5 protein-coding genes and 4 pseudogenes are annotated in these 12,770 nt (G+C 67.3%); 2 read left to right on the plus strand and 7 right to left on the minus strand.

Features of this window, described 5'->3' with window-relative positions:
* Positions 1-320: 320 nt before the first annotated feature.
* Positions 321-1,391, minus strand: a pseudogene (locus G4Q83_RS18100) (DUF1615 family protein).
* A 28-nt stretch (positions 1,392-1,419) separates the two neighbouring features.
* The gene (locus G4Q83_RS18105) at positions 1,420-2,463 is read right to left on the minus strand and encodes an NAD(P)H-dependent oxidoreductase (RefSeq protein WP_246432164.1); all 1,044 of its coding nucleotides are present in this window, start codon (positions 2,461-2,463) and stop codon (positions 1,420-1,422) included.
* A gap of 94 nt (positions 2,464-2,557) precedes the next feature.
* Here G4Q83_RS18105 and G4Q83_RS23700 point away from each other — a divergent pair.
* A pseudogene (locus G4Q83_RS23700) lies at positions 2,558-2,698 on the plus strand (helix-turn-helix domain-containing protein); the annotation flags it as partial.
* Positions 2,699-2,876: 178 nt separating this feature from the next.
* Positions 2,877-3,437, plus strand: a pseudogene (locus tag G4Q83_RS23705) (LysR substrate-binding domain-containing protein).
* A 363-nt stretch (positions 3,438-3,800) separates the two neighbouring features.
* Here G4Q83_RS23705 and G4Q83_RS18115 read toward each other — a convergent pair.
* From G4Q83_RS18115 to G4Q83_RS18135, 5 genes and pseudogenes are all read right to left on the minus strand, one after another.
* A complete protein-coding gene (locus G4Q83_RS18115; RefSeq protein WP_185817191.1) occupies positions 3,801-4,784 on the minus strand; it encodes an IS5 family transposase in 984 nt (327 codons plus the stop codon).
* 64 nt (positions 4,785-4,848) lie between these two features.
* Positions 4,849-5,612, minus strand: a protein-coding gene (locus G4Q83_RS18120; protein ID WP_246432165.1) for an IS5 family transposase whose coding sequence is annotated in 2 segments (ribosomal slippage) — positions 4,849-5,297 and positions 5,297-5,612 — 765 coding nt in all. Because the reading frame shifts where the segments join, the coding sequence is not laid out codon by codon here.
* Between the two features lie 416 nt (positions 5,613-6,028).
* On the minus strand, positions 6,029-9,865 hold the full coding sequence (locus tag G4Q83_RS18125; protein ID WP_128421872.1) for a translocation/assembly module TamB domain-containing protein: 3,837 nt from the start codon (positions 9,863-9,865) through the stop codon (positions 6,029-6,031).
* Complete coding sequence (locus G4Q83_RS18130) at positions 9,862-11,631, minus strand: autotransporter assembly complex protein TamA (protein ID WP_185817253.1); 1,770 nt, start codon at positions 11,629-11,631, stop codon at positions 9,862-9,864. Before G4Q83_RS18130 ends, G4Q83_RS18125 begins: the two co-directional genes overlap by 4 nt.
* A 549-nt stretch (positions 11,632-12,180) precedes the next feature.
* Positions 12,181-12,714 (minus strand): annotated as a pseudogene (locus G4Q83_RS18135) (IS5 family transposase); the annotation flags it as partial.
* Between the last annotated feature and the right edge of the window lie 56 nt (positions 12,715-12,770).

The following is a 12,770-nucleotide window of genomic DNA, read 5'->3' on the forward strand; positions in this document are numbered from 1 at the left end:
GACGCGCCACGGCGCGGCGCCGGCGGAGCGGCCGGCCGCCGCTGCTCCGGCACGCGGCCAAGCGGATCGCGCTCGCCGCCGCTTTGTGCGCTTTTGCGCATCCGGGCGGGCCAAGTTGCACGCGTGCGCGCCCGCTGCGGGCATGCGCAATGCAGCCAGGGCGGCGCCATGCTCGGGGGCGCGTGCGTCCTTCCGTCACCGGTGCGCCCGCGCATTCCCTCCCAACTGCGATTCCCGCCTCGCGTGGCTGCACTGCTGTGCGGCGCCACCCTCGCGCTGGCGACCGTCCTGGCCCCGCAGGCGCGGACGCAGGCCACGCACTATGCCGACGCCGTGCCCTTCCTTGCTGCTGGGCGTGGCCTGGTACCCGGAACGAGGTTGCGGGTGATCTTCGGGCTTTCCAGCTTGATGCCCGGCAGAACCGCGCGCGGCCAGCGCGAAGACCTTGCGGTAGAGTCCGGTATCGCCGAAATCGGCGGCGTTGCCGCGCTGTAGGACGCGGCGGATCTCCTTGTCGTCCAGCGCCAGACATGTGCCCAGGCGGCGTGCGGCGCGCTCGGTGGTGCCGGGTTGGTCGATGGCGCTGCCGGGGATCAGCAGGTCCCCGTCCAGGGCCAGCGCAGTGCCGCTGGCTTTCGCCAGTGCGGCCTGGAACGCCGCGTTGCGGCTGGCGTACCAGCCGGCGTTGACGTCGGCGAAGCGGTACAGCAGGGCGTCGCAGTCACTCGAGTAGCCGAGCAGATGCCGGATGCCGAACCAGACCCCGCGGCCGCGGCCGAACACCTCGCGGAGCACCGTGTCTGCAGCGGATACGGATACCCCTCGGTATGCGCCTCGGCGAAGGCGATGCTCACCTGCACCGGCGCGCCGGTGTGCACCGGATTCAACCCGCCGAACAGGCGCTGGCCCAGCGGCACGCTGCCGGCGTAGTCCTCGAAGATACCGCTCAGTTCCTGCTCGGTGCGCGCGCTGGCGATGCGCTCGCCGTAGCTGCGGCCATTCGGCGAAGCCAAGCCCAGCGCCGCCTCGAGCACGAATGCCGACACATGCAGCGCCGCGCCGCGGCGGGCGAGTTCGGCGCGCGATCTTACGAGTCCGGGCATCGACGGATCGGCCTGGTCGGTGGACTCCTGCTCGATCACCGCCAGCACCGTGCAGATGTTGTCGGCGCTGGTCGCCAGCCGCTGCGAGGCCAGGGCCACGTACACGTCGCCGGCCCAGCCGCCGCGGTCCGGGATCCCCGCCGGGATGCGCCGCGCGATGTCGGCCTTGATCTGCTTCGGCGTGCGCTCGGGCGCGCGTGGCGCCTGCGCCCAGCAACACGGTGGCGCACGCGACGAACAGGCGGGTAGGCAGGAATGGGCTCGAGTGCGGTATGGATCCGATGACAAGCGCGACAGCCATGTCGCCCGCGCCATCCTACAGCGCGGTGCCTGCGCCCATGCTGCGGATGCCGGATCCGTCGCCATCGCCGTGCGCGGCGCGCCATGGCGTGCGCCTTTCGCAGGGCAGCGCATGCCTGCTGCCGCCGCGTCTGGACGCCGAGCGGCGCGCAGGGTTCGGGCGCCGCTGTGACTCGGGCTCGCGTCGTTCCGGTCGCACCGGCCGCTGCGCTATGCGAGCGTCCCTTTGTTCGGCGCGCGCCACGCGCGACGCAGGCTGGGCCGCCGCCGCACTCTCGCCAGGCGCCATCACGTGCACCGCGAACCCGCTTCGTCCCGCGGCGACATTCGCGCACAGCGTCAACGCCGGAATGAGGTAGTCGCCGCCGTTCTGATTGCGGAACGCGATCGGCGCCGCGCTCCACAGCATGTCCAGGCGCTGGCCGAGCGCATCGCGGATCTGCGCGAAACGATCGGCATCCATGCGGCCGGCGCGATAGACCACCAAATGGCGGCAGCACGTCGAAACCGGGGTAGTGAGGATGCCGTGCTGGATTGGGAACAGCACCTCGTCGATCGGGCCGTTGATGCCGCGCGGCGCGTAATGCGACTCCCAGCCCCCGGTGGTGACGATCAGCATCGCGCGCTTGCCGGCCATGCTGCCCTCGCCGTAGCGGTCGCCCCAGCGCGCATCGGAGTGTTCGCCGACGCCGTAGGCGAAGCCGTCGGCATAGACGCGGTCCACCCAGCCTTTCAGGATCGCAGGCATCGAGAACCACCACAGCGGGAACTGCAGCAGCACGGCATCGGCCCAGCGCAGCTTGTCCTGCTCGGCGGCGATGTCCGCGCGCTGGCGGCCGCTGGCGAAGGCGCGTTTGGAGTCCGCAGACGGATCGAAACGATCGCCGCCGGCGCCGTCCAGGCTGTCCTGCGCATCGAGCGTCGATTTCCATTGCATCGCATACAGGTCCGACACCTGCACATGGTGCCCGACGCCCTGCAGGCGCTGCACGGCGAAGTCCTTGAGCGCGCCGTTGAGCGACATCGGTTCGGGATGGGCGTAGACCAGCAGGACGTTCATGGGCGAGCTCGGCGATGAGGAGATGAGGAGATGGGCAAGGTAGGCCAGGGCTCGCTATAGCTGAAAACTAATTATGGATATTCCAGCTATTGCCATGCTTAATTTCGGACGCCTGGACCTGAATCTGCTGCTGACCCTGGATGCATTGCTCGCCGAGCGCAACGTGACCCGCGCCGCCGAGCGCCTGCATCTGTCGCAACCCTCGGTCAGCGTGCGCCTGGCCAAGCTGCGCGAGGCGCTGGACGACCCGCTGCTGCTGCCCGGGCCGCGCGGCATGCGCCCGGCCGCGCGTGCCGAGGCCTTGCGCGCGCCGCTGCGGCAGGCGCTGGAGGCGCTGCAGCGCGCGGTGGCGGCGGATGCGCCGTTCGATCCCGCGCAGGCTGGCCACAGTTGGCGCGTGGCCGCGACCGATTATGGGGAATCGACCATCCTGCTGCCGGCGCAGCGCGGCGCCGGGCACGCGGCTGGCGGTGCTGGAACTGTCGCCGCTGCAGATCGCGCGCCAGGCCGAGCAGGGCGAAATCAACCTGGCGCTGCACACCCGCGACGGCGCGCCGCCCAACCTGCGCCAACGTACCCTGTTCGCCGAACGCTACGTGCTGGCCGGCCGCGCCGGACATCCGCGCCTGCAGCGGCGGCCGACGCTGGCGTAGTTCTGCAAGCTCGAGCACGTGATCGTGTCGCCGGACGGCGGCGGTTTCAGCGGCGTCACCGATCAGGCCTTGCGCGAGCGCGGGCTGCAGCGTCGGGTGGTGCTGTCGGTGCCGCATTTTCTGTTCGTCATCGACGCGCTGATGCGCGCCGATCTGGTGGCGATGCTGCCGGAACGGTTGGTGCGCCACCATCCGGGCTTGCGGATCTGCGCGCCGCCGCTGGCGGTGGCGGGCTACAAGATGGCCATGCTCTGGCACGAGCGCGTGCACCGCGATCCGGCGCATCGCTGGTTGCGCGAGCATATCGCCGCTTCGGTGTGAAAATGGCGCGTTGGAGCCTTTCTTCCAGTGTTCTACACACGGTAGGAGCGCTTCAGGTCATCGGCCGCGACAGGCTGCCTGTCGCGGCTGAAGCCGCTTCTACAAGGGCACGCGGCAGGCCGATCGGATGCACCGTAGGATGGACTTCAGTCCGAAGCTGTCAGGTCCACCGTTGCCTTGTCGCGGCCGATGGTCCGGAAACTCCTGCAAGTGCCAGCGACCTTGCCGAGATCAGCTAGGGCCTGTTAAGGATAGTCTGATCAACGCGGTCGGAGGATGAGGCAAGCCATATCGACCACGCCCACGGCGCTCAGACCCTCGGTTTTTCGCCGTTTCCGGCGCATTTCCGGGGTATTTCCCGGATTACAGGCACACCCTCCCCACGACAGGCAGCAACTGCTTTCGCTTCAGCCACAGGTTCGACAGCGCAAACAGCGTCAGCACTTGCGCCGTGTTCTTCGCCAGGCCGCGATAGCGCACCTTGACGTAGCCAAACTGGCGCTTGATCACCCGGAACGGATGCTCCACCTTCGCCCTCAGGCTGGCCTTGGCGTGCTCCCAGCGCTGTGCCCACTTCAATTCGCGCTTGCTCTTGATCTGCTTCAGCTTCGAGGGCTTCTCCGCGATCAGATAGCGCAGCTTGCGCTTGCTCGCCATCTCCTCGCGCTTGGCCAGCCCGGTGTAGCCGCTGTCGCCGCATACCGTGTCTTCCTTGCCGTGCAGCAGCTTGTGCGCCTGGGTGATATCTGCGGCGTTGGCCGCCGTGCATTCCAAGTGGTGCACCAGCCCGGACTCATCGTCCACGCCGATGTGCGCTTTCATCCCGAAGTAGTACTGATTGCCCTTCTTGGTCTGGTGCATTTCCGGGTCGCGCTCGCCGTTCTTGTTCTTGGTCGAGCTGGGCGCGGCAATGATCGTGGCGTCCACGATGGTGCCGCCGCGCAGGCTCTGGCCCTTGCGCGATAGGTGCGCGTTGACCCGGTTGAACAGCGTGCGCGCCAGATCGTGCGTCTCCAGCAACCGGCGGAAGTTGAGGATCGTGGTCTCGTCCGGCACCTCATCCAACCCGCCGATCCTGGCGAAACGGCGCATCGACGCCGTGTCGTACAAGGCTTCTTCCGCGCCCGGGTCGCTCAGTGCGTACCACTGCTGCAGAAAGTGGATGCGCAGCATTGTCTCCAGCGGGTACGGCTGACGGCCCGGATGGCCCGACTTCGGATAGTGCGGCGCGATCAGCGCCAGCAGGTCTTTCCACGGCACCACCTGATCCATCTCGGCCAGCAACCTTTCGCGCCGCGTCTGCTTGCGCTTGCCGTTGTACTCCGCGTCGCCGAAAGACAATTGCATCGTCGTTGTCCTGTTGGGCTTTGTACGATTGTCGCAGGATCAGAGGGAGTTGTTCAGACCATCCTTAACACATCCGAAGCCCATCAACGACCAGGACGAAGCTGAGGAATCCAAGGAACATGGCATCCAGCTTCTCGAAGCGCGAGAAAATCCGGCGGTAGCCTTTCAGGCGACGGAACAGTCTCTCCACCTCGTTGCGCCGCTTGTACATCTCCCGGTTGTATTCCCAAGGCTCGACCCGATTGGATTTCGGCGGGACCACCGGCACGAAGCCAAGATCGAGCGCCAACTGGCGGGTTTGGTTGCCTTCGTAGGCACGGTCCATCAACAAATGAATCGGCCGCTCCACTGGCCCCAGGTGTTCAAGCAACGTGCGGCCTGCAGGTGCGTCATGCACGTTACCAGGCGTCAATCCAAAGGTGATGGCTGTTCGAGCATCTGCGGCAACCATATGAATCTTGGTGTTCCATCCACCGCGGGACTTGCCGACGGCCTGCGGACCGTTTTTTTTAATGCGCCCGTGCCATCGGGATGCACCTTGATGCTGGTGGAGTCCAGCGAGATTGCTTCGATTTTGATGCGCACGATCTGGGACTTCTGCAATTGGGCCAACATCCGGTCCAGCACACCCGCCTTGGCCCAGCGGTTCATGCGTGTGTACACCGTGTGCCAGTTGCCAAAGCGCTTGGGCAGGCCGCGCCATTTGCAGCCATGCTCGGCAACGTAAAGGATGGCGTTGACCACTTGCAGGTTGGTCATGCTGACATTGCCGCGCTGTGCCGGCAGGCAGTGTTCGATTAGGGAAAATTGTGCTGGCGTGATCTCCATGCCCGATAGTTTAAACGCTCGGGCCATTAGTGTTAACAGGCCCTAGTGTCCTGTCCCTCGGATGCCTGGCATTGCTTGTGCATGTCTTCGCGGGATCTTTGGAACGCAGATACCGCGATGAGGACAGGCAGACCGAAGGCGGAGTTGGTGCTGTCGGACCACGAGCGTTCGCCGCTTGAGTCCTTTGCACGCAGTGGCTCGCTGCCGGCTGCGTCGAGTCATGTGTTGCTGTTGGAGCTTGAAACCGCCATTTCATCGGCCTGATAGGCAGCTCAGAAAACATTGTGGTACGCCGCGTTGCGCGCCATGACGTTCACTACCGCATACCAGCGTTGCGCCGGCGGAGCGCTTCGCTCTCTCAAAGACGTGAAGGACTTGCCAAGATGGCCTTCGATGCGATCGATGCCGATTCCTGTCTACTTCTCCTTCCGCCAATTGACCGACCCGCGATTCTCCACCGTGCTCGATTCCACTTCCGCGTCGAAGCCGCGGCCGAGCAGGTATTTCAGGGTCAGCACCGAACCGCTGCCGATCAACGACACGCCGTAGCTGACGTAGAGTTTCGGCGATAGATATTTGCCGAAACCGACCACCGAACCGCCGAGGGCACGTGATTGGCTGACGCCGGCGTCGTCGAAGCCGAGCTTGCCGCCGAGTTGCGAGGCGAGGATGCCGCTGCCAGCGGACAGGGCGGTGGCCGCGGCGGTGACCTGGTCGGCTTCGTCGCTGCTGGTGTTGCTGAGGCTGCGGCCCAGCACCAGATAGGACATCGCTTCGGATTGCGACATCGACGGGTCCGACCAGACGTCGGCGCGCGGGGCGGTGGCGTGGCCGGTGACGTCGATGCCGGCGGTGACGTCGCCGATCTTGCGCTGCGCGCGTATGTTGATGCGTGGGTCGGAGACGACGTTGTTGCTCCAGGTCAGTTGGCCGCGGGTGATGGTCAGGTCCTGGCCATAGGCCTTGTACTGACCGCCGACGTCCAGGCCGCCGGTGGCGGTCATCTCGCGGCCCTGGCGCGAGCGCACCTGCATGGCGCCGGTCAGGGCGCCCTTCAGGCCGAAGCCGGCCATCTTGACCTGGTCGCCGAGCACCACGCGCAGGTCCATCTCCAGCGGCGCGCTCGGCGCTTCTTCCGGGTCGGCCGGGTCCAGCACCACCACGTCCTCGGACACCGAGGTGCCGCGGTCCAGCCGTTCCAGGTCGATGTCGGCCGACGGCACGGCGACCTGGCCGTTCAATTTCATGGTCTTGTCGGCGATGCCGAACTGCAGGTCGGGGTTGGCCACGGCGCGCAGTTCGGCGGTGTTGGAGACCAGGACGTTGCTGCCGCGGATGTTCAGCTGCAGCGGGGTGCTGTCGCCGTACCAGGACAGGCCGCCGTCGACGTTGAGTGTGCCTTCGCCGGATTTCACCGAGGCGACGATGCGCGCCGAGCCATCCGGCTGCGCGTCGAAGCGGCCGCTGCCCTCGCTCAGGGTCAGGCCCAGCGCCGGCAGTTCGCCGGTGAAGCCGCTGAGCGCGGCGTCGCCACCCATCGACGGCTGCGAGCGCGTGCCGCGCAGGCTGACGTGGCCTTCGACCAGGCCCTTGGGCCGCACCAGATCGGGCGAGAACAACTCCATCCAGTACAGCCGCGCCATGTTCATGTAGATCTCGCCGGTCAGCGGCGCATATGCGTCCCAGCCGGTGTCCACGGTGGCGTCGATGAAGCCGTCGCCCTGGAAGCCGACGCCGAGCTTGGAGTGGATGTGCTGCGCGGTGAAGTCGGTGACGAAGCTGAACTGCTCGTAGCGCACCAGTTCGCCGCGCGCGTTGTCGCCCAGGCGCAGGCCGCCTTCGCGCGAGGCCAGGCGCAGCGATCCCTGCCAGGCGTTGCCGGCGGGCTTGAAGCTGCCGTCGACGGTGAGGTCGCCGCGCAAGTAGATCCCGCGGCCGTTGCTGGGCGGCAGCCACGGTTGCGCCAGCGCCAGCGGCAACGCGTCGCCGCGCAGGGTCATGCCTTGCCTGGGCCAGTTCGCGGCCACGCACAGCGCGCCGCCACCGTCGGCGCCGAGGCAGGCATCGGACAGGGTGAAGGCGCTGCCGGCGATGGCGAAGGCGGCCGGCTGCCGCAATTGCCACGGCTCGCCCTTGGCCGGCGCCACCCGCAGCGTGTTCAGACCGCCCTGCCAGCGCGCGCCGTCGCGGCGCAATTGCCCGGCGAAAGCGAGCGCACCCATGTCGTTGTGAGTGTCGGCGTCCAGCTGCAGGTTCTCCACCGCGCCGCGCGCATCCACGCGCAGGGTCTGCAGCGCCAGTCCGGCGCTGATCGCGTTGCCGCGCAGCGCCAGCTCGCCGCCGTTGCCGCGCCACGGCAGGCGGCCGCGCAGGCTGATGCCGTCGGCGCCGTAGCCGTCCCACTTCAGACCGTTGCCGCTGAGATCGGCGATGAGGTCGGGCGCATCGCGGCGGCCCTTGACCTGCACGCTGCCACGCAGGCTGCCGGCGGCGCCGGGCAGCAGGTCGGCCAGCTGCAGCGGTTGCAGTTGCGCGGCGATGTCGAGCTGGTCGCCGACCTTGCCCTGCGCCTGCACGCGGCTGTCGCCCAAGGAAAGCTGCAACCGGCCCTCGCCCTGTTCGCCCTGCAGCGCGAACGCGCCGCTGGCGTCGAGCGCACGGCTGCGCAATTTCCCGTTCAGGCGCGGCACGTCGACGCTGGCCTGGTAGCCGGCGGCACTGCCGTCCGGATGCGCCGGCAGCTGCTTGCCCTTGGAGGTCAACCGGCCGGACAGGTTGCCGTCCCAGCCGGGTGCGAAATAGCCCGGATCGAAGCCGGCCAGCTTGGCCTTCACATCCCAGCTCAGCTGCGGTACCCAGACCACTTCGCCGCCGAGGTCGAGCGCGCCGCTGGGCATCTTCGCCTGCACTTGCGCCAGCTGCGCGCGCCGGTCATTGCCGCGCACGTCGAGGTGCAGCGCGGCGCTGTCCTTGCCGCGCGATACGGTGGCTTCGCCGTAGGTGGCCCACTGTTTCAGCGTGCCGGCCAGGCCGAGGTTGGCGTCGACCAGTTCGATCGGCACGGCCGGCGCACCCGGCGTGGCCGGATCCGGCGCGGTGGCGAACTTCAACCCGCTGGCGTTGACCGAGAAACGGAAGGTGGCGTTGTCCGGGTCGCGGAAGTCGGCGCTGCCGCGCAGCCGCGCCTGGCCGTCGAAGGCGCGCAGCTGCAGCGGCGCGACGATGAGGACCTGATTGTCCAGGCGCACGTTGGACGGGTCCAGCGTCACCCTCTGCTCGCCATACGCGAGCTGGCCTTGCAGCTTGGCATCGCCGCCCTTGCCCGACGCACTCAGGTCGAACGCGATCGGCTCGCTGGCGCTGGCCGCGGCATCGCCGGGCGGCACGAACAGCGACGGATCCAGCGCCTTGCTGCTGGCCGCGAACTGCCAGGTGGGATCGGTGCGGCCGGTGAACACCAGCGTGGTGCGCAGCGGCGCCGGCGCGTTGCCGGCGATCGCCACTTCCATCTTGTCCAGGTTGCCGCGCGCGACCAGGCCCAGCCGCGCCGGCGTGCGCCCGCGCGCGGCCGGCAACACCGCGCTGGCGGTGAGATCGGCCTTGTAGTCCTGTGCCGGCACGTAGTCGCCATCGACACGGAAATCGCCGCGGTCGCTGGTCACGACCAACTGCCTGGCGCGGAATTCGCCGTTGGCCACTTCGATGCCGCCGCGCAGCGTGCGGATGTCGATCATCGGCTGCTGCGCCTGGGTGATGCGCAGCCCGTCGATGGCGATGCGATCGGCCTGCAGCGCCAGCGGCACCTGGATCTGCGGCAGCGATTGCGGCCAGCTCGGCAGTTCGAACGGCTCATCGCTCTTGGCCAGGTTGAGCGTGGCGTTCTTCAACTGCAGCGCATCGAGCTGCAGCTTGCGCCCGAGCAGCGGGCGGATGTCCGGATCCAGGTAGGCGCGCTCGGCGGTGAAGTGGAGCTGGTCGTAGCGGAAATCCAGGTTGTACAGGGTCAGCGGGCCGGCCAGCGGGCCTTCGGCGCGCTCCCAGGTCAGCGAGGAACCGGCCGGCAACCGCGCCACCACCTGCGCCAGCAGCACGTCGCGCCCGGCCACCGTCTGCAGCAGCCAATACACGGCCAGCAAGGCCAGCAAGCCGAGTCCGGCGACGGTCAGCGCCGAACCCCACCAGAAGCGCTTGCGCCGGTAGAAGCGCGGGCGCGGCGGCGGCGGTGCGGGCGTGGCAGGACCGGTCGTGCTCACAGGTTGGCTCCGATGTTGAGATAGAGCTGGAACTGCGAATCCGGATCGTTCAGGCCATGCGCGATGTCCACCCGCACCGGTCCCACCGGCGAGCGCCAGCGCACGCCGACGCCGACGCCGGTGTGCCAGTCGGGGGTGTCGTCGAAGGCGCTGCCGCTGTCGACGAACACCGCGCCGCCCCACGGGCCGCCCTTGAAGTAATGCTCGTATTCGGCGCTGCCGGTGAGCACGTGCTTGGCGCCGAGCGCAAAGCGGTCCGGCTTGGCGGTGCGCGGGCCGACCTCGCGGAACGCGTAGCCGCGGATGCTGTTGTCGCCGCCGGCGAAGAAGCGCAGGCTCGGCGGCATCGCCACCAGCGCGTTGGTCCAGGTGCTGCCGGCTTCGCCGCGCAGGATCAGGCGGCTGTTGTCGCCCAGGCCCTGGAACCAGTTCAGGCGCATGTGCGCCTGGGTGAAGCTGGCGTCCGATCCCAGCCCCTGCGCGCCGGCGCGCAGGCCGACGTTGCCGCTGAAGCCCTTGCGCGGGAACACCCTGTCGTCCACGCCCACGTAGTCGGCCTCGATCTGCGGATAGACCAGGGTCGAATACTGGTACAGCGCGCCGTCGGTGGTGTAGCGCCAGCGCTCGCGCAGCGCGTTGAGCGAGGCGATCGCGGTCCAGTGCTCGTTGATCTCGCCGCTGCGGCTGCCGGTGAGCTTGAGGTTGCGCAGGTCGATGTAGTCGGTCTGCTCGTCGTAGGCGCGCAGCGAGGCGGTGTACCAGCCGTCGAGCCAGCGGAACGCCGGCACGCGGTAGCTGGTGATCAGGCTCTTGCGCTTCTGCGCAAAGTACAGCTGGGTGCTGAACTTGTGCCCGCGCGTGTTGACGTAGCGACGGTCCATGCTCAGGCGCACGCCGGCGCCGCTCTCGCTGCCGTAGCTCAAGCCGCTGGTGTAGATGCTGCGCTTGGCACGGGTCAGGTTCACGTCGACCGGCACGTTGCCGTCGGCGTCGGCTTCCTCGGGTTTGGACTGGATGTCGACGGCGCTGAAATAGTCGAGCTTGACCAGCGACTCGCGCAGCCGGTCGAGCTTGCCTTCGTGGTAGTAGCTGCCCTGCTCCCAGTACACCAGCGGGTCGAACAGGGTCTGGTTGAAATAGTCCTGGTGGAAGCGGACCGCACCCATGTTGTAGCGGCGGCCGCTGTCCCAGCTCAGGTCGATGTCGGCGGCATGGTCGGCGCGGGTCACCTCGACCTTGCGCTGGGTGAAGTCGGCATCGAAATAGCCGCGCTCGGCCAGGCGCCGGGTGATGGCCACCTTGCTGGTCTCGTACACGGTCTGGTCGAAGATCTGGTCCTTCTTGGGACGGAAGTTCTTCAGGTCCTGGCCCAGATACCGATCGTCTTCGGCCGGACCGGTGATGGCCACCTGGAAATCGCGCACCCGGACCGGCTCGCCCTTGTCCACGTGCACCACGACATTGATCTTGTCGTCGTTGCGCGGCGCATCGACGGCGATGGTGGGAGTGTAGTAGCCGAACGGCTCCAGCGCCCGCCGGGTCTGCCGCTCGGCCTGGCTCAGCAGGTATTCCAGGCGCGATTCGCCCTGGACTTTGCCGATCGACTCGTACAGCGACAGCGAGACCTGGATGTTCTCGATCATCGCCGCGTCGTGGTCCTCGTCCAGGCCCTGGATCTGCACTTTCTGGATCGTGCCGCTGGCCTCGGCGAGGCCGGCCAACGACAGCAGGGACAGAAGGATGACGAGGTGGGGGATAGATCGCATGGGCGTCAGAATACCGACACCCCGTGTGAAACTGTTAACTGGACGCTCGCACGCCGTCAGGCGCAGGTTGGCTTGCACCTGCAGGCAATGTCGCTTATGCCGCCCGCCACCGCGCCGTGCGACGCCGCCTGCCGGAACGTTTCATGCGCCGTTGCATGATCGCCCTGCATGCGCGGCATTCGTGCAACTGCCGCGACGTCCAGACGGACGACGTGGCGACAGGCCTCGCTCGCCCGCGAATTGGGCCTGTCGCTGCCGTGACGGCGGCCTCACTTTTTTGCGTCGATCTCCTTGAGCGCCTCGATGTCGAGGTTTCGCTCGGCAAGCAACGTCTTGAGCCGCGCATGGCCGCCACGCATCGGCTGCATCCGACGTCTGCACCACGGTGGCCGAGTGCGTGGACTGTGCCGAGAGGGCTGGTCATGTCGTGCCTGCTCCTGTCCCACGATCGCGGCCGCCGGCGTGGCCATTGCGCCCGCGAGGACGGCTGGCGTGCCCGGCGAAGCGCAGGGTGGGTCGCCGATATCGCATGATTTCCTTAGAACCTGTTCACGATCTTTTGAGTAGTAGTGTCAGGCATGCCAGGTGGATGAACTGCAAGCTGGTGTTGAGCTTGCGCTCGCAGTTCTTCCATAGCCTTCGGTTCTTTTCCAGCCACGCAAAGCTGCGTTCGACGCTCCAGCGCTTGGGCATGACCTTGAAGGTGTGCAGTTCGCTGCGTTTGGCGATCTGCACCGTGACTTGCTTGCCCAGGATCTCTCGTACGCCTTCGGCGAATGGTTCTCCGGTATAGACGCTATCGCACAACAGGCTTTGCACGTGTCCCAGGTTCGGCTTGCAACGATCCAGGGATTGGAGCGCGCCTTTGCGGTCGGTCACTTCCGCCGTCGTCACCGCGACCGCATGCGGCAGGCCTTGGGTATCGACGGCGATGCGACGCTTGATCCCCGAGACCTTCTTGCCCGCGTCATAACCCTTCTGGCCGGCCGTGTCCGTGTTCTTCACGCTCTGTGCGTCCACGATCAAGAACGTGCTGCAAGCGTTGCGCCCCTGTCTCTGGCGGGCCGCGCCAACCTGATTTTTTGTTTCACGATGACTCCAGCACCGCAATTCGCTGGACTACGCCAAGGCCAGATAAA

Origin of the sequence: Xanthomonas theicola (genome assembly GCF_014236795.1) — a bacterium.
In the GTDB taxonomy this organism is placed as follows: domain Bacteria; phylum Pseudomonadota; class Gammaproteobacteria; order Xanthomonadales; family Xanthomonadaceae; genus Xanthomonas_A; species Xanthomonas_A theicola.

Excerpts from the sequence above, each read along its gene's own strand:
- G4Q83_RS18130 (WP_185817253.1), bottom strand. The coding sequence starts at position 11,631 with ATGCGATCTATCCCCCACCTCGTCATCCTTCTGTCCCTGCTGTCGTTG.
- G4Q83_RS18115 (WP_185817191.1), bottom strand. The coding sequence starts at position 4,784 with ATGCAATTGTCTTTCGGCGACGCGGAGTACAACGGCAAGCGCAAGCAG.
- G4Q83_RS18105 (WP_246432164.1), bottom strand. The coding sequence starts at position 2,463 with ATGAACGTCCTGCTGGTCTACGCCCATCCCGAACCGATGTCGCTCAAC.